We start from the raw sequence: 15730 nt of genomic DNA, 5'->3' as shown, positions 1-15730 counted from the left end.
CCTCGCCACTCCGCCTCTAGGGCACTTCGATGACTGCCTTCAGCGTACGGCGCTGGGTCATCGCGTCGTATGCTGCGGGCGCGTCGTCGAGGCTGACCCGTCTGTCGATGATGATCGTCGGGTCGATGGCCCCCGCGGCCACCAATCCGGACAGTCGATCCCGGTCGCGAATCGCGTTGCCGATCGCAAATCGTAGGGTCAGCTCGTCGGCGAACGACTTGGCTACCGGCAGCGGCCAGGTCGGCTGCTGGTGGACGCCGACCGAGACGACGGTGCCGCGGCGGCGGACGAGCCCGAAGGCGGTGTCGAGTCCGCGTGGTCCGCCGACCGCCTCAATGACGGCATCGGCGCCGCGGCCGTCGGTGACCGCATCTATCAGTCTCCGGGCGTCGTCCGGAGCGGCGACGAGGGCGCCGTGCTCATGAGCGATGGCGCGGCGGTCCTCGACCGGCTCGACGAGGACCACCGGGCCGGCCGAGCACGCCTGCGCGGCGAGGCTGGCCATCTGGCCGACCGGACCACCACCCACGACGGCGACGGTGTCGCCCGGAGAAACGTCGCAGCGCTGCACGGCCGCGTACCCGGTGGCCAGGATGTCCCCGAAGAACAGTGCGCTCTCGTAGGGGATGTCATCTGCGATGGAGTGTAGGACGACATCGGCGTGGGGAACGCGGACGATCTCGGCTTGAGCGCCGTCGAGAGCAGGACCGAAGGCAGCGCCTGTACCGAAGAACTGACGCTCTGCGCACTCCCAGTGGTTTCCGCTCCGGCACCACCAGCAATGTCCGCAGGCGGTGAAGTCGGCGCCGCTGACCCGGTCGCCGGGGCTGAAGGTGCGCACGGCGGTGCCGATCTCGAGGATCGTCCCGGCGAACTCGTGGCCGAGGACCGCACCGCTGCTCATCCCATTGGGGTGGGTGATGGTGTGCAGGTCCGTTCCGCAGATCGCGGCCCGGTGCACCCTGACCAACGCGTCGGTGGGAGCGATGAGGGAAGGGTCGGGCACCTGGATGACCTCGACGCGCCCGGTATCGGCGAACACTACGGCCTTCATGAGGCGACCGTCGCTTTCTCGAGAACCGAGACTCGCTCGGATATCCGCGCGGCAGCAGTCCGTACCGCGGCGAGCTCGTCCTCGGCGAGTGGAAGCTCGACGATCTCCTTTAGTCCGCCGCGCCCCAACTTGGTAGGCAATCCGACGTAGCCGTCGCTGATGCCGTACTGGCCGCGAGCGCGGACCGTCGCCGCGATGACCTCGTCGGAATCGGTGGCCATGGCCAGGACCATCCGGGCGGCCGAGGCGCCGGGGGCGAAGAACGCGCTTCCGGACTTGAGCAAACCTACGACCTCGGCACCGGAATTGCGTGCGCGGTCGACGAGTGCGGTGACTGCGCCCTGCGGAAGAGTCTGAGTGATCGAGGTGCCGGCGACTCTGGCTTGGGACAGGGGGATGACCATCTCGTCACCATGACTGCCCAGCGCCAGTGCGGTGATGTCGGAGGGTGCGGATTGGGTGGCCAAGCCAGTGAGGGCCTGGAAACGGGAGCTGTCGAGTACGCCAGCCATGCCGATCACGCGTTCGGCTGGGAGCCCGGCGGCCTGCCACGCGTGGTGCGTCATCTCGTCCAATGGATTCGTCACGATCAGCAACACGGTGTTGGGGGAGACTGCGGCGGCGTCGCGGGCGAGCCCACCGACGATCCCGGCGTTCACCTCCACGAGGTCGGTGCGACTCATTCCGGGTTGGCGGGCCCTTCCTGCGGTGATGACGACGTAGTCGGCGACACCGGCGTCGGCCAGGCGCGTGACCCCGCGAACCTTGGTGTCGAACCCCAGCAACGCCGTCGAGTGTGTCAGATCCAATGCGATGCCCGCGGCGAGCCCGTCAGCGATATCGACGAGTACGACTTCCTCGATGATGTTCGCCTCGGCGAGCTTCATGGCGGTGATCATGCCGACGTGTCCGGCGCCGACAACCACGACTCTGTGAACGGATTTGCTGCTCGCCGGCTGTGACGGTGGGGTGGAGCGGGGGCGGTGCAGGACCGCCGGTGCGACAGCTGGGTCCAGCGGTGCGCCTCGCCGATACAGCGCGGGGGCGGGCGGCCGTAGCGGCCGGGGCGGCGCCTGAAATCCGTTCGACCGCGGCCGGCGGAAGGCCGGCGCCTCCGGTGGCACCGGTGTTGGTGCCGATCCGTTTCGGACCGTCGGAGGTGTCGGGGTTCCGCCGCCGGAACGGGGGCTTCCGACGATGATCGTGATTCCTCGTTCCCGGGCACGCTCCCGCGCCAGCGGGGTCACGATGTCCTTCGGGCCCACAACGAGTTCCGCCACTGTCGACTCGGTGGCCGCCTCGACCGCATCGACCCCGAAGACGGTCATCGCCGCGTCTCCTCGGTCCCTTCGAGGGATTCGAGTGCGGCGACCGCGGCGTCGCGGGCTGTGGCTACTTCACTTTCACTGCCGGCCAGGAACAGTCGTCCGAACCGCCCGACGGCGCGGATTTCGATCACATCGATATCGGCCGCCTTTTCTGCTTCGTTCGCCGCCAATGACACATAGGCTGCCGGCGCGACTTCCATGACGAACAGGCTCGAACCGGGCATCAGCAGGGTGCCTTTACGCCACTTGTTGAGCAGCTGCGCCTGGTAGCCGTGCACGTTGGTGATGAACTGAGTCGAGGCCACCACCGGCTTGATGCGGTCGGTTTCCTTCATACCCAGCGCGTCGAGCAGCGCCTCGCCGGCGGCGAGGACCTCGGCCTGGTGTTCGGAGTGAATCTCCAGCAGGCCGAATTCGCGTTCGATGATCTGCAAGGCGGGCCGGACACCGGAGGACTTCAAAGCGATGTCGGCCGCTCGGAACACCTCGTTGCCCGGTGCCATCTCGACAAACAGCTCGGCCATACCGGCCAGGGGCGGATCGCCGGGGCTGGTCGCGGCGATGTGGGCCGCGCACTGCGGCTGCATCCGATCGATGAATGCGTATGTCCGTAGAGTTGCCTTGCCTGTCATGACGCGTACCTCGCGATTCCCAATGGTGTGATGAGCAGCGCGTGCGGGTAAGCCCGCACGCTGCGACCCAGATATTTGCTGATGGTGGTGTCGGCGCCCGGAAGCATCAGAGCGCCGCCGGCGAGATGAAGTTCGAGGTGCTCGGCGCCTCGGGTCAGATCCCGAATCGACGAACCGATCCGTTCGATTCCCGGTCGCAAGATTGCAAGGTGGTCGTCGGTGCCAGCGCGTTTTAGTTCTTCTGCCTCCGCGACCGTCAGACCTCGGGAGCCGGCCAGGATCAGGTCCAGGTGATGACCGCCGCCGGGACGGTCATCGAGTGCGGTGAGCTCTCCGGACTGGAAAACTCCGACCCCGGTCGAGCCACCACCGACATCGATGACCACGCCGTCGGTGACCTCGAGTGTCTTGTTCGCGGCGCTGACCTCGTCGATCAGCGTGACCTCGTCGAAACCGGCCCCTTCGAGCACGAATCGGCAGGCGCGGCTGTCAGCTTCGCCGATGCATGGGGGGAAGGCGGTCGCGGCATTGTGTAGCTCGACACCCAGTTCTGCTTCGGCGGTTGCTTTCAACTTCCTCACGGCCGCCGCGGCGGCGGCGAAGTCCACTACCACCCCGTCGCGGACCGCGGCGGTCCGGTCGAAGTCGATCCATACCGGCATGCCTTCGGCATCGACCACGGTGATGACGCAGGTCGCAGTCCCGAGGTCGATGCCGGTGCGCAGGTCGCCGTCGTAATCCGTTCGGGCCGAACGGATGCGCTGATGTGCTTCCTCGAGTGTCCGCGCGACCTCTTGTGGAGACATCAGTCGAACACTCCACGCCAGGGCCGGGCTTCGTGGGCGATCCGTTTGATGTTCACCAGGTGTAACGGTGTGACGTTGTCCGAGCAGATCGAGCCACTCCAGGTACCGGTACCGATCTGGAAGGACGGGTCGACGTTCGTCGAGTAGCCCATTCCGCCGAACAGGGCGGGAGTGTTGACGACGATCCGGCCGGCGGGCAGTTCACCGAACTTGGCCACGACCTCGGGGTCGGAGGTGTGGACAGCGACGGTATGGCCTTCCCCGCCCAGGGCCAGGATTTCCCGGCAGCGCCGCCACCCAGCCTGGTAGTCCGGCTCCCGATACACCGTCAGGACCGGGCCGAGGATCTCCCGTGACAACAGGACGTGATCGCCGACCTCGTCGAGTTCCGCGGCGAGAACCTTCGTCGACGCGGGGACTGTGAAGCCCGACATCTCGGCCAGCCGAACCGCGGATTGGCCCACGGCGTTCGCGCGTAGCCCACCGCGCTCGTCGAAGAGCGTCCTGGTCAGGGCCGCCTGCTGATCCTTGGTCATCCAGGTTGCCCCGGCGCGCCCAAGTTCCTGGACCAGCTGGTCGGCGACGGGCGCCGCGATTACCACCGATTGTTCTGCCACACAAGCCGTTCCGTTGTCGAACGACTTCGAGGTCACGATCATTGTCGCGGTTTCGGCAAGATCCTTGACCGTCGAGTCGACATAGGCGGGTACGTTGCCGGCGCCGACCGCGATGGTGGGCTTACCGCTCGAGTATGCGGCGGCCACCATTGCTGGCCCGCCGGTCGCAAGGACCAATCGTATGTCGCCGTGCCTCATCAGTTCCCGGGTTGCATCGAGGGTCGGCTGTCGCAGGCAGGAGACGAGATTCTCCGGGGCACCGGCGTGTACTGCAGCTTCCGCCATGATCTCCGCGGCTCGGGCCGAGCAGCGTGCTGCACGGGGATGAGGGGCGTGGACCACTGCGTTTCCGGCTTTGACCGAAGCCAAGCTCTTGAACAGTACGGTTGCCGTCGGATTGGTAACCGGGATAATCGCCGCAATCACACCCATCGGTGATCCGACCGCGGTGACCTTGTTCTCCTCGTCGGCCCACAACACTCCGACCGCCCGGCGTTCGAGCATCCAGTCCGCGACGAATCCGGTGTTGAAACGGTTCTTGATGATCTTGTTCTCATACACGCCGTAGCCGGTTTCGTCGACGGCCATCCGGGCGAGCTCTTCGGAGGCGTCGTAGCCGGCCTTCGCCATTGCTCGCACGATCTCGTCGAGCCACTGCTGGTCGGCGCCTTCGATAGCGTCGAAAGCCTTCTTCGTTGCGGAGACTTGCGCGCGAACATCCGCCAGCGCCGCCAGGTCCGCGTCAAGCGTTGCTGTCACGGTCATTTACCTTCCATGGCTTGGTGTCTGGGCGTAGCCGTCGGCTACGCCCAGAGCTGTGATGGATTGCGTCTCACGCGCCCTTGGGTCGAGCCAGGTTCGACAGCACGCCTTCGGTCTCATCGTGGGGGCGGGGAATGACGTGCACGGAGACGACCTCACCGGCCTTACCGGCGGCGACCGCGCCGGCATCGGTGGCAGCCTTGACCGCACCGACGTCGCCACGCACCATCACGGTGACCAAGCCGCCGCCGATTTCGCGGTGTCCTAGAAGCTGCACGTTCGCCGCCTTGACCATGGCGTCGGCCGCCTCGATAGCACCGACGAGTCCCTTGGTCTCGATGAGGCCGAGCGCTCCGGCGCCTCGTGCGGGAAGGGTGTTCTGAGTGGTAGCCATGGTGTTTCCTCCATTTACATTGGGGCTGGGTGGATCAAGTGGTGTTCTGTGCGGTGCGCGAGTCTGTGTCGTCATTTCGAATACGTCACCTCGCCGTGCGTGATGACCGTGTCGGCGATCGCGACGATCGCTTGGTCGACCGGGACACCTGCGGTGGCCGCGTCGACCCGGGCTGCGCTCCCTGAGACGACGAGGACAACTTCTTCCTGTCCCGCACCGACGAGGTCCACGGCAGCGTACGACTGGCGTGGCACAGCACCCGGTGCGGAATCGATATCCTCGACCACCAGAATCGTTGTTCCCCCGAGTTCGGGGACTTTGGCGGTGGCCACGACCTGGCCGACAACACGTGCGAGTCTCACCGGGGACCGCCTCTTCTTCGGGTGTCGAATGAACGGGATCGATGCACTCCCGCTCACCCCAAGTGACCCGGGAGTGCATCGAGGAGGACGCTACGACGATGCCCACCCAAGTCTGTTATCTCTGACAGATAGCCTCAGCCCGGGTAGTTGTCCCGCAAGTATGTGGCGGGGGCATCTGGAGTTCGGCAAGGTGTGCAATTGATGAACGGCCGCTCGACGTAGTGACCGTGCGGCCACAGCGAGAGAAAAGGAGACCCAGATGATCGAAGACATCGACGCCGATTTCCACACTCCGACCAGCGACGATCCGACCTGGACCGAGACAAATTTCTTCGGGTTCTACATCCCGGAAGCCACGCTGAACGTCGGCGTCTACGCCCTGTTCCGGCCGAACGTGGGCGTCGCGATCTCTACGATCGCCATGAACTCGAAGTTCGTGCAGGCGCCATGGCAGGCTGAGTACTGGGATGCCCAGCATCACCTCCCCATTCCGGAGCCGCGCAACCTGCGCGACTACCGGCTCGCGAACGGCCTGCACGTCGTGTGCAAGGAGCCGAACCGGGTGTGGGACGTCGAGTTCGACAACGGTGACGGTGTGTCGCTTGCCTTCCGGTACACCGCGCTGGCTGATGCGTTCGATATTCACGATCCGAAGCAGGACCCGATCGTCGCCAAGCAGGCCGAAGACGGTGTGTTCGCCTGGGGCGAGGCGTACGCCGGCCACTTCGATCAGACTGGACACTTCGAAGGCGAAGTGAACCTGCGCGGCAAGAACTACGCCGTCGACTGTGTCTCGACGATGGACCATAGTTGGGGACTGCGGTCCGAGCACCAGGGCCACACGATGAGCTGGCTACACGCGCACTTCTCCAAGGACTTCGCCGTGCACGGCATCTTCGACTTCGATCCCAACGGAGGGCCGGACGCCCCCACTGAACTGTCGCTCCAGCACGGCTATGTCGTAGACAAGGGCGAACTCTACGGACTGGCCGCCGGACGGGGACGCACCATCCGAGAGGGGTTCTTCGCCAAGTCGGTCGAGCTCGACCTCACCGACAGCGAAGGACGCGAATACGAACTCCAGGGATTCGCACGGACCAGCTTCCCGTGGCAGGCGGGCCCCGGAACCGTCGGGTACAACGTGCTCGCCGAATGGCGTTCGGGTTCGCAACGCGGCTGGGGAGAGATCCAGGACTTCATTGGCCCCCAGCAACTCTGCAAGATTTACAGCGCGACACCGTCCGCCGGCCGCTGACCATGTGCCGACCGGAACCGCCTCGAGCGGTGATCTTCGATCTCGACGGCACTCTGGTGCAGACACGAGAAGCATCCTGGCGAGTATTCGAGAAGATCAGCGCTGCGCACCATCTCGGAATCGTCGACCCCGAGCAGTTCTACGAGATGTTCGCGAACAACTTCTTCGTCTCCCTGCGCAACCTCTGCCGCGACGCCGAGCACGCGCACGCCGTCGAAGCGGACTTCATGCGCAGTCTCGGCGCCGACTACGCCCCCCTGCTGATTCCGGGGATGGTTGACATCGTGAAGGCACTGGTCCCGCACGCGACTCTGGCCGTCCTGTCCTCGAACTCCACCGAGGTGATCCGCAGAATCCTGCGCAAAAACTCACTGGCGTACTGCTTTTCGCACGTCTTTGGCGGTGACGTGGAACCGGACAAGACAAAAGGGATCCAGCGCTTTCTCGACGATGCAGCTCAAGGGTCCGGGCGGCGGTGCCAGGCTTTCTACGATGAGTCGGCGATCGGGAGTCCCGTGCCGGCCCAGTCGACGGCCATCATCACCGACACGGTCGGCGACGTCGAGGCGGCCGTGAAGTCGGGGATCCGCGCCATCGGCGTCGCCTGGGGGATGCACACCGAGGAACAACTGCTCACTGCAGGAGCGGAATTCGTCGCCATCTGGCCCCAGGAGATCTTGGCGCACCTGTTCGGCAGTTCAACCGCGACGCCGGCATGCGTGTGCCCGGCCCAACCCGCCATAGGGCTGCAGATGTCCGAAGCGGTTTCGGCCGCTCCGGCGGCCCGGATGCAACGTAGAGCGGCCGGAGCGAAGGCAATGCAAAGACGGATGACCTCGCACGGGGTCCTGCCGCACGAACATCAGCAAGTGCAGTCCATGCCGGGTCCAGCGCCAGCGCCGTCCTCGCACGAACCTGGGGGAGAGAACGAGTTGCTGCTCGCTGTCCGATTGGCGATGCCATGACGCATCGCCCGCACGTGCTGGTCACCAATGACGACGGGATCGACGCGCCGGGACTTCTCGCCCTCGCGCACACGGCGTGTGAACAGGGCTACGACGTCACGGTCGCGGCGCCTCATCAGCAAGCGAGTGGGAGCGCGGGCGGGTTGACGATGTTCTTGGTCGACGAACGCATCGAAGTGAGCCATCGTCGGCTTCCCGGCCTGCCGGGAGTCGAGGCGTACTCGGTCGCCGCGCATCCCGGCATGATCGCGCTGGCCGCGGTGCTCGGCCGCTTCGGCCCAGTGCCCGACCTCGTGCTCTGCGGCATCAACGAGGGCTCCAACCTCGGTGCCGCGGTGTTGCACTCCGGTACTGCCGGCGCGGCGATGGTGGCGGGGGCGCACGGTGTGACTGCGCTGGCGGCATCACTGCACCTCGATTTTGAACTCGAGGAACCCCCCGCCGACGGCTCTGCGCGTTACTGGGGCACGGCAGCGGATGTTGTCGGCGCGATCTTGCCGAAGATTTTGTCCGCCGATGCGGGATCGGTGTTCAACCTCAACGTGCCCAACCTGCCCACCGAGGAGACACGGCCCCTGGTCGGAGCGGCGTGGACCCTGGCGGGCACGGCGCCGACCTTGCTTCCATTCATCGCCGACTTCGACCGGCGTGCCTCTGCACTTCCTGTCGGGAATCTGTCGGCACCCGGCATCAAAATTATCGACGGGTCCGACATCGCGGAAGTGCGGAACGGACATCCCACGCTGTCACTGCTCCAATGGTGCGGAGACACCGCGATCGACTGGATCGAATAGGTCCACGAGGCGAGCGAGCGCAGCCGGAAAGTGGCAGTCGCTGCAGTGTCGGCCTCGCCTGGTGCCGATATCGGCAATGTCTTGATCAATAACGCTACTCACGAAGTGGGAGGTAGGACAATGAGTTCTGGTGCTGTTGGATTGATTGAAACGGTGGGCTTGATCGGTGCCATCGAAGCCGCTGACGCCATGGTCAAGGCTGCCAACGTCGACCTCGTCGGATACCGGACACTGCGCAACGGGCTGGTCACGGTGATGGTCCGCGGCGACGTCGGAGCGGTCCAGGCTGCGGTCGACGCAGGGGTATCGGCAGCGCGGAGCACGGGCGAGTTGGCGACCTCGCATGTTATCGCGCGTCCGCACGGTGATACCGAGGACGTACTGGCCGCAGCGATACCCGCGGTCTGATCCATTCCCATTCGTTAGCGGGACTGAGATCAAGTTCTCACGCCGCAGTTGTTGACCTCCTCGCCGAGGGCGCTCACCTCGTTGGAATCTCCATGGGAGGTGTCGTAGCGATGTGAGCGACGGGTCTGGCCCCCCCGAGATAGTCCGATCACTGACCGTGATCGAGCCCCCCGCACTGCCGAGTGGTGCCGGCCGCCTTGCGGCCCATAAACTTGCAACAGCAATACGCGAGCATTTTGAAGCAGCCGATCCCACTGACTTGGAAACATTCGCCGGCGGATTTCTCGCCGTAGGGCAACGAAGGCCGGAAACCAATCCGATCCACCGTCGCCGAAACGCGTCACGCAACCACGAAGGCCCCGCACCGACGACTTGGTGCGGGGCCTTCGTGCCGACAGAAACTAGCGGTGTGTGAACTGCGGCGTGCGCTTCTCCACGAACGCGGCCATGCCTTCCTTCTGGTCCTCGGTGGCGAAGGTGGAGTGGAAGACTCGCCGTTCGAAGCGGATCCCTTCGGTGAGGGTGGTCTCGAATGCCCGGTTGACGGCTTCCTTTGCCATCATCGCGATGGGCAGTGACATCTCGGCGACGGTGGTGGCGGTCTGGAGTGCTTCGTCGAACAGGTCGGCGGCAGGGACGATGCGGGACAGGAGGCCGGCGCGTTCGGCCTCCTCGGCGTCCATGGTGCGGCCGGTCAGGCACAGTTCCATGGCCTTCGCCTTGCCCACGGCGCGGGTCAGTCGTTGCGATCCGCCGATGCCGGGGATGACGCCGAGTTTGATCTCGGGCTGACCGAACTTGGCGGTGTCGGCGGCGAGGAGGATGTCGCACATCATTGCCAGCTCGCAGCCGCCGCCGAGGGCGTATCCGGCGACTGCGGCGATGATGGGTGTGCGTGCGGCGGCGATGCGGTCGCCGATGGAGAAGAAGTCGTCGAGGTAGACGTCCATGTACGACTTGGTGTGCATTTCTTTGATGTCGGCGCCGGCGGCGAAGGCGCGGTCGGAGCCGGTGATGAGGATGGCGCCGATGTTGCTGTCGGTGTCGAGTTCTTCGACGGCGGTGACGATTTCGCGTAGAAGCTGGGTGTTCAACGCGTTGAGTGCTTTCGGGCGGTTGAGGGTGATGATTCCGACTCGGCCTTTGCGGTCGACGAGGATGGTGTCGTAGTCGGTCACAGGTTGTCTCCGGTTGTGGTGGGTGGGGTGAGGCCGAGTTCGAGGTCTCCGAGTGGTGCGAAGAATGCGTCGACCTGCGCGTCGTCGACCTCCTCGATCGTGGCGGGCGACCACTGCGGGTTGCGGTCCTTGTCGACGACCTGCGCCCGAATGCCCTCGACGAGGTCGGGCGAGCTCAGGCAGGCGACGGACACCCGGAACTCGTCGCCCAGGACTTCTTCGAGGCTGCCGGCGTGCCGGGCGCGGCGCAGCGATTTCAGGGTGACCGCGCACGCGGTCGGCGACTTCGAGCGCACCTGCTCGGCCGCCTTCTCCGCCTCGGGGATCCCGCTGCCGCGCAGGTGGGCGACGATGTCGGTGACACGGTCGGCCGAGTACGCGGCGTCGATCCACCCCTGCTGCGCCAGCAACTCCGATGCCGGTGCCGGTTCGGTGAACTGTGCGAGCGCATCCTGAACGGTCGTGGTCGACAGCGTCTCGAGGAACTGCCCGATCCTCTCCGACGGGATGAAGTGGTCGGCGAACCCGCAGGCGATCGCGTCGCCGGCGCTCAGCCGTGCCGTCGTCAGGGCGATGTGGGTGCCCAGCTCGCCCGGGGTGCGGGCGAGCAGGTAGGTGCCCCCGACGTCGGGGACGAACCCGATCCCGGTCTCGGGCATCCCGATCATCGACCGTTCGGTGACGATCCGCACGCTGCCGTGCGCCGACACCCCGACCCCGCCGCCCATCACGATGCCGTCCATGATCGCCACGTACGGCTTGCCGTAGTTCGCGATGGCCGCGTTGAGGATGTACTCCTCGCGCCAGAACTCCCGCGACCCGGTGCCGCCGTCCTTGGCGTCGTGGTAGATCGACACGATGTCGCCGCCGGCGCACAGGCCCCGCTCCCCGGCCCCGGTGATCACCACCGCCCGGACCTCGTCGTCGCCGGACCACACCGCCAGGGCCGCCGCGATCTGCCGGACCATCGCATGGTTGAGGGCGTTGATCGCCTTGGGCCGATTGAGCACGATGCGGCCCAGACCGCCGCTCTTGTCGATCAGAACTTCCGGTTCGGTGGATACCGCGTCAGTCATGCCGCTCCTTGCTTTCCCTGCCGGGCTCCCCCGACGACGCTGCGGGCGATGACCAGGCGCATGATCTCGTTGCTTCCTTCGAGGATCTGGTGCACCCGCAGGTCCCGGACGATCTTCTCTATTCCGTACTCGGCAAGATAGCCGTAACCCCCGTGCAGTTGCAGCGCCCGGTTGGCAACCTCGAAACCGGTGTCGGTGGCGAACCGCTTCGCCATCGCACACAGCTCGACGACGTCGGGGGCGCCCTCCTCCAGCGCGGCCGCCGCCCGCCACAGCAACGTGCGTGCCGCTTCCAGTTCGGTGCGCATGTCGGCGAGCTGGAACTGCAGCGCCTGCGATTCGATCAGCGGCGACCCGAACGCCGTGCGGTCGGCCAGGTACGCGACGGCCTTGTCCAGCGCGGTCTGCGCGCCGCCCACCGAGCACGCCGCGATGTTGAGCCGGCCACCGTTCAGCCCGGCCATCGCGATCCGGAAGCCACCACCCTCGGAGCCGAGCAGGTTCGCCGCCGGCACCCGCACGTCCTCGAAGATCACCTGACGGGTGGGCTGGGCGTTCCACCCCATCTTCACCTCGTTCGGCCCGAACGACAGACCCGGCGAACCCTTCGGGACGATGAACGCCGAGATCCCCCGCGGACCGCTCTCCCCGGTGCGGGCCATCACCACATACACATCGGACGTGCCGGCACCGGAGATGAACTGCTTGACCCCGCTCAGGACGTAGTCGTCGCCGTCGCGGACCGCCCTGGTGCTCAGCGCCGCCGCATCCGAACCGGCGCCCGGCTCGGTGAGGCAGTAGCTGCCGAGCTGATCCATCGAGCACAGCCCCGGCACCCACGCGTGACGCTGCTCGTCGTCGCCGAACCGGTCGATCATCCACGTGACCATGTTGTGGATGGAGATGTAGGCGGCGATCGACGGGCAGCCCTTGGCGAGCTGCTCGAAGATGCGGGCGGCGTCGACGCGAGTCAGCTCGGATCCACCCACGTCCTCGCGGATGTAGATCCCGCCCATCCCCAGCGACGCCGCCTTGCGGAGGACGTCCACGGGGAAATGCTTGGTCTGATCCCATTCCACGGCGTGCGGTGCGAGATGCTCGGCCGCGAAGTCGCGGGCAGTGTCGCTGATCGCCCGCTCGTCATCGGTCAAGGTGAACATATGAATCGACCCTTTCAGATCGGGGAAGTTGGAAGTACTATAGTTGGACATCCAGGTAAATCGCCAGTGGGTGTGACCCAATCCAAACCAATCGGGCCGGGACGCGCCCTCAACAGGGGCGAAGATCTCGGCCATCAACGGCGACGATCCGAAACGCGCACGCAAGTGCCGATTTCGATTCCCGATAGCAAGGAGGCTTCCGGTGGCCATTGCCCAACCACCCATCTCGGCGCCGGTCGCCGACTCTGTGGCGGCGCCCTATGCGCCGCTGCTCGCCGCAGTACTGCAGACGCAGAAGCTGATCACCCATCACCTCAACGCAACGCTTCGTCCACTCGGACTGTCCTTCGCCCGGTATGAAGTCTTGGCCATGATCGTCGCCGCGAATGGCCCACTGCCCATGGTGCAGATCGTCCGCGCTCTCGATCGTCATCCCACCACCATCGGAACGTTGATCGACGGACTCGAAGGTTCCGGGTTGGCCGTACGGGCGACTAATCGCTCCGATCGCCGCTCGACCCTTGTCTCGGTCACCGACAGGGGCCGCGAGGTGGCTGTCTCGGCGACCCGCGCCCTCGATGCCCTCGCCCTCGTGGACCCGAATATCATGAGTCGTCTTCACGACGATCTGCACCATCTCCTCTCCGCAACCCGACGTGCATTGACCGCCGCACCGGGCGGACAGCGCATCGCGGCGGCGGACTTGCCGGGAGGCCGGCCGTGACCGACGCACGCAACATCCGCTCGGATGACCTGCGGTATCTGCTCGCCGTGGCGCGAACCGGTCGCCGCAGATCCGCGGCCCTGGACCTGGGCGTCGACCACACCACCGTCTCACGGCGAATACGCGCCCTCGAGAAGGCCCTGGGTGTCCGTCTGCTACAGCGCAGCGCCGACAGCTGGGAGCTGACCGACGTCGGCCGATCGATCGCCGAAAAGGCGCGACTGATCGAGGAAGCGGTTCAGGAAGCCGCCGACGTGGTCCTCGGCATCGGTGAGAGTTCACTGCGGGGAACCATCCGGATCACCGCTCCGGACGGATTCGGGTCGTTGTTCGTCGCGCCCGCTCTGGCCAAGCTGCGGATGAGTCACCCGCACCTTGTCGTCGAGTTGATCACGGATACAAGGCAACTCAATCTCTATCAATCAGGGTTCGACCTCGCCGTTGCGGTGGGCACACCGATCACCAGTCGACTGGTCTCCGAACGCGTGTGCCAGTACTCGCTGGGGCTGTACGGCAGCGAACAGTACTTCGGCGACCACGGTGAACCCGGCAACCTGGACGAGCTGACAGCGCACCCGCTGGTTTTCTTCGTCGATTCTCTGCTGCAGGTCGGGGATCTCGACCTGAGCCGTCATCTCCCCGGTGTTGCGGCAAAGTTCATGTCCACCAACATCTTCGCCCACGTTGCTGCCACACGGTCCGGCGGCGGCATCGGACTGTTACCGGCGTTCATGGCGGACCAACACGCCGATCTGCGCAGGATCTTGCCCGATGCCGTCGACGTCCGGCTCGCCTTCTCTCTGGCCGCGCGCCGCGAAAGCCTCACCAATCCGGCGGTCCAGGCCGTCCGGCAGGCGATTCAGGAAGAGGCGCGCAGTCGGCGAGCCGAACTGGTCCCCACCGTGTAATTGCCGACGGCACTGGGGGCGGCGTCGCAGGACGCAGACTCCTGCAACGCCGCGGACCGTTGTGCCAGTCGGACTCTCACCGCACTCACACCTGCGCGGGCACCATGGTGTCGAGCGGATCGGTGGTGTCGACCGTGTCGAGCCAGTCGAGGATCTGTTCGGTGTGTTGTCCGAGCACCGGCGGCGCAGCATGCGCGGACCGCACCAGTGACTCACCGCCGGCCGTTTCCATCCGCAGCGAGGGACCCGGCAACTGCACCGGCCCCACCACGGGGTGGTCGACCTCGAGCAGTAGTCCCTGGCTGCGGGTCTGCTCCCACTCGTAGACCTCGTCGATCGTGCGGATCGACCCCGCGGGAACACCCGCGGCCTCGAGCTCGGCGAGGATATCGACCCGTGTGCGGCCTGCGAAGTCGGCCTCGATCGCGGCGATCAACGCATCCCGGGCCGCGACCCGGTCCCGGTTGACGGCGAACCGCGGATCCTGTGCCGACAGACCTGCCACCGGCGCGAACTTTGCCCAGATCGCCTCGCTGCCCACCGCGATCTGGACGAATCCGTCCCCGCAGCGGAAGCTTCCGTACGGTGCGATCTGTGGGTGGTGATTGCCGGACCTCTGCGCGACCTGGTCGCCGACCGTCCACTTGGTGCCCTGGAAGGTGTGGGCGCTGATCGCGGCGGCCAACAGGGACGTCCGCACAACCATGCCCTTGCCGGTCTTCTCCCGCGACGCCAGCGCCGCCGACACCCCGGCGGTGCCATGCACGCCGGCGAGGACGTCGGCGATCGGGACTCCGATCCGCGTCGGCTCCCCGGCGGGGTCACCGGTGACCGACATCAGCCCGGCTTCGCCCTGGGCGATCTGGTCGTAGCCGGCGCGGGACCCCTCCGGGCCGTCATGCCCGAAGCCGGTGATCGACAACGTGATCAGACGCGGGTTGAGCTCCTCGAGCACGTCGGCGGGAAAGCCCAACCGGTCGAACGCGCCCGGCCGCAGGTTCTCGATCAGCACGTCGGCCCGCCGGATCAGCCGACGCAGCGCATCCTTGCCGTGCTCGGATTTGAGGTCGAGCACGATCGATTCCTTGTTCCGGTTCGCCGACATGAAGTACGACGACTGCGGGTCATCTTGCGGCCCGACGAACGGCGGCCCCCACGTGCGGGAGTCGTCGCCGGTGCCCGGGGCTTCGACCTTGATCACGCGGGCTCCGAGGTCGCCGAGCATCATCGCGGCGATGGGTCCAGCCAAAGCCCGCGAGAGGTCGAGCACGAGGATGTCGTTCAGTGGTCCGACAGTCATGGTGCGC

The 15730-nt window shown here is 66.0% G+C and carries 17 protein-coding genes; 6 read left to right on the top strand and 11 right to left on the bottom strand.

Annotated features, from left to right (window positions below; genetic code table 11):
- Positions 1 to 16 precede the first annotated feature (16 nt).
- From WKC72_RS25130 to WKC72_RS25100, 7 genes are all read right to left on the bottom strand, one after another.
- Positions 17 to 1054, bottom strand: coding sequence for an alcohol dehydrogenase catalytic domain-containing protein (locus WKC72_RS25130; RefSeq protein WP_128638719.1), 1038 nt, complete (start codon positions 1052 to 1054; stop codon positions 17 to 19).
- Entirely contained in the window at positions 1051 to 2382 is a 1332-nt protein-coding gene (locus WKC72_RS25125) for a malate dehydrogenase (RefSeq protein ID WP_128638718.1), read from the bottom strand. The genes WKC72_RS25130 and WKC72_RS25125 overlap by 4 nt, the downstream gene beginning before the upstream one ends.
- Complete coding sequence (locus WKC72_RS25120; RefSeq protein WP_037227584.1) at positions 2379 to 3014, bottom strand: hypothetical protein; 636 nt, start codon at positions 3012 to 3014, stop codon at positions 2379 to 2381. Before WKC72_RS25120 ends, WKC72_RS25125 begins: the two co-directional genes overlap by 4 nt.
- A complete protein-coding gene (gene eutJ, locus WKC72_RS25115; RefSeq protein ID WP_052032892.1) occupies positions 3011 to 3820 on the bottom strand; it encodes an ethanolamine utilization protein EutJ in 810 nt (269 codons plus the stop codon). Before eutJ ends, WKC72_RS25120 begins: the two co-directional genes overlap by 4 nt.
- Complete coding sequence (locus WKC72_RS25110) at positions 3820 to 5196, bottom strand: aldehyde dehydrogenase family protein (protein WP_200887694.1); 1377 nt, start codon at positions 5194 to 5196, stop codon at positions 3820 to 3822. Before WKC72_RS25110 ends, eutJ begins: the two co-directional genes overlap by 1 nt.
- Before the next feature lie 73 nt (positions 5197 to 5269).
- The gene (locus tag WKC72_RS25105) at positions 5270 to 5593 is read right to left on the bottom strand and encodes a BMC domain-containing protein (RefSeq protein ID WP_052032891.1); all 324 of its coding nucleotides are present in this window, start codon (positions 5591 to 5593) and stop codon (positions 5270 to 5272) included.
- Positions 5594 to 5664: 71 nt separating this feature from the next.
- Positions 5665 to 5955: a EutN/CcmL family microcompartment protein gene (locus WKC72_RS25100; protein ID WP_037227912.1), complete on the bottom strand. Its 291-nt coding sequence runs from the start codon at positions 5953 to 5955 to the stop codon at positions 5665 to 5667.
- Between the two features lie 259 nt (positions 5956 to 6214).
- Between WKC72_RS25100 and WKC72_RS25095 the strand changes: the two genes are divergently transcribed.
- The 4 genes from WKC72_RS25095 to WKC72_RS25080 all read left to right on the top strand — a co-directional run bounded on the left by WKC72_RS25095 (position 6215) and on the right by WKC72_RS25080 (position 9377).
- Positions 6215 to 7210 carry a hypothetical protein gene (locus tag WKC72_RS25095; RefSeq protein WP_037227577.1) on the top strand — a complete coding sequence of 332 codons (996 nt, stop codon included), beginning with the start codon at positions 6215 to 6217 and terminating at the stop codon, positions 7208 to 7210.
- A 29-nt stretch (positions 7211 to 7239) separates the two neighbouring features.
- Positions 7240 to 8175 carry an HAD family hydrolase gene (locus WKC72_RS25090; RefSeq protein WP_370179950.1) on the top strand — a complete coding sequence of 312 codons (936 nt, stop codon included), beginning with the start codon at positions 7240 to 7242 and terminating at the stop codon, positions 8173 to 8175.
- The gene (surE, locus tag WKC72_RS25085) at positions 8172 to 8969 is read left to right on the top strand and encodes a 5'/3'-nucleotidase SurE (RefSeq protein WP_370179947.1); all 798 of its coding nucleotides are present in this window, start codon (positions 8172 to 8174) and stop codon (positions 8967 to 8969) included. The genes WKC72_RS25090 and surE overlap by 4 nt, the downstream gene beginning before the upstream one ends.
- 120 nt (positions 8970 to 9089) lie before the next feature.
- Positions 9090 to 9377 carry a BMC domain-containing protein gene (locus tag WKC72_RS25080; RefSeq protein ID WP_037227571.1) on the top strand — a complete coding sequence of 96 codons (288 nt, stop codon included), beginning with the start codon at positions 9090 to 9092 and terminating at the stop codon, positions 9375 to 9377.
- Positions 9378 to 9778: 401 nt separating this feature from the next.
- On the opposite strand, the gene WKC72_RS25075 is transcribed toward WKC72_RS25080, so the two are convergent.
- The 3 genes from WKC72_RS25075 to WKC72_RS25065 are packed head-to-tail and all read right to left on the bottom strand — an operon-like array spanning position 9779 to position 12791.
- The gene (locus WKC72_RS25075; RefSeq protein WP_370179943.1) at positions 9779 to 10555 is read right to left on the bottom strand and encodes an enoyl-CoA hydratase; all 777 of its coding nucleotides are present in this window, start codon (positions 10553 to 10555) and stop codon (positions 9779 to 9781) included.
- Complete coding sequence (locus WKC72_RS25070) at positions 10552 to 11631, bottom strand: enoyl-CoA hydratase/isomerase family protein (RefSeq protein ID WP_370179941.1); 1080 nt, start codon at positions 11629 to 11631, stop codon at positions 10552 to 10554. Before WKC72_RS25070 ends, WKC72_RS25075 begins: the two co-directional genes overlap by 4 nt.
- Positions 11628 to 12791, bottom strand: a complete 1164-nt coding sequence (locus tag WKC72_RS25065) for an isobutyryl-CoA dehydrogenase (protein WP_370179939.1) — start codon at positions 12789 to 12791, stop codon at positions 11628 to 11630. The genes WKC72_RS25070 and WKC72_RS25065 overlap by 4 nt, the downstream gene beginning before the upstream one ends.
- A 202-nt stretch (positions 12792 to 12993) precedes the next feature.
- Between WKC72_RS25065 and WKC72_RS25060 the strand changes: the two genes are divergently transcribed.
- On the top strand, positions 12994 to 13515 hold the full coding sequence (locus tag WKC72_RS25060; protein WP_037239311.1) for a MarR family transcriptional regulator: 522 nt from the start codon (positions 12994 to 12996) through the stop codon (positions 13513 to 13515).
- Entirely contained in the window at positions 13512 to 14423 is a 912-nt protein-coding gene (locus WKC72_RS25055; RefSeq protein ID WP_037239308.1) for a LysR family transcriptional regulator, read from the top strand. The genes WKC72_RS25060 and WKC72_RS25055 overlap by 4 nt, the downstream gene beginning before the upstream one ends.
- Before the next feature lie 85 nt (positions 14424 to 14508).
- On the opposite strand, the gene WKC72_RS25050 is transcribed toward WKC72_RS25055, so the two are convergent.
- Complete coding sequence (locus tag WKC72_RS25050; protein WP_037239305.1) at positions 14509 to 15723, bottom strand: CaiB/BaiF CoA-transferase family protein; 1215 nt, start codon at positions 15721 to 15723, stop codon at positions 14509 to 14511.
- Positions 15724 to 15730: the final 7 nt, after the last annotated feature.

The organism is Rhodococcus wratislaviensis (assembly GCF_041228765.1).
Taxonomy (GTDB): Bacteria; Actinomycetota; Actinomycetes; order Mycobacteriales; family Mycobacteriaceae; genus Rhodococcus_F; species Rhodococcus_F wratislaviensis.
Note: the sequence above shows the minus strand (reverse complement) of the source record. Positions and strands in the feature narration are given on the sequence as shown.

What these genes read in the sequence shown, in the direction of transcription:
- WKC72_RS25130 (WP_128638719.1), bottom strand. Translation starts at nt 1,054, where the DNA reads ATGAAGGCCGTAGTGTTCGCCGATACCGGGCGCGTCGAGGTCATCCAG.
- WKC72_RS25125 (WP_128638718.1), bottom strand. Translation starts at nt 2,382, where the DNA reads ATGACCGTCTTCGGGGTCGATGCGGTCGAGGCGGCCACCGAGTCGACA.
- WKC72_RS25120 (WP_037227584.1), bottom strand. Translation starts at nt 3,014, where the DNA reads ATGACAGGCAAGGCAACTCTACGGACATACGCATTCATCGATCGGATG.
- eutJ (WP_052032892.1), bottom strand. Translation starts at nt 3,820, where the DNA reads ATGTCTCCACAAGAGGTCGCGCGGACACTCGAGGAAGCACATCAGCGC.
- WKC72_RS25105 (WP_052032891.1), bottom strand. Translation starts at nt 5,593, where the DNA reads ATGGCTACCACTCAGAACACCCTTCCCGCACGAGGCGCCGGAGCGCTC.
- WKC72_RS25095 (WP_037227577.1), top strand. Translation starts at nt 6,215, where the DNA reads ATGATCGAAGACATCGACGCCGATTTCCACACTCCGACCAGCGACGAT.
- surE (WP_370179947.1), top strand. Translation starts at nt 8,172, where the DNA reads ATGACGCATCGCCCGCACGTGCTGGTCACCAATGACGACGGGATCGAC.
- WKC72_RS25080 (WP_037227571.1), top strand. Translation starts at nt 9,090, where the DNA reads ATGAGTTCTGGTGCTGTTGGATTGATTGAAACGGTGGGCTTGATCGGT.
- WKC72_RS25070 (WP_370179941.1), bottom strand. Translation starts at nt 11,631, where the DNA reads ATGACTGACGCGGTATCCACCGAACCGGAAGTTCTGATCGACAAGAGC.
- WKC72_RS25065 (WP_370179939.1), bottom strand. Translation starts at nt 12,791, where the DNA reads ATGTTCACCTTGACCGATGACGAGCGGGCGATCAGCGACACTGCCCGC.
- WKC72_RS25050 (WP_037239305.1), bottom strand. Translation starts at nt 15,723, where the DNA reads ATGACTGTCGGACCACTGAACGACATCCTCGTGCTCGACCTCTCGCGG.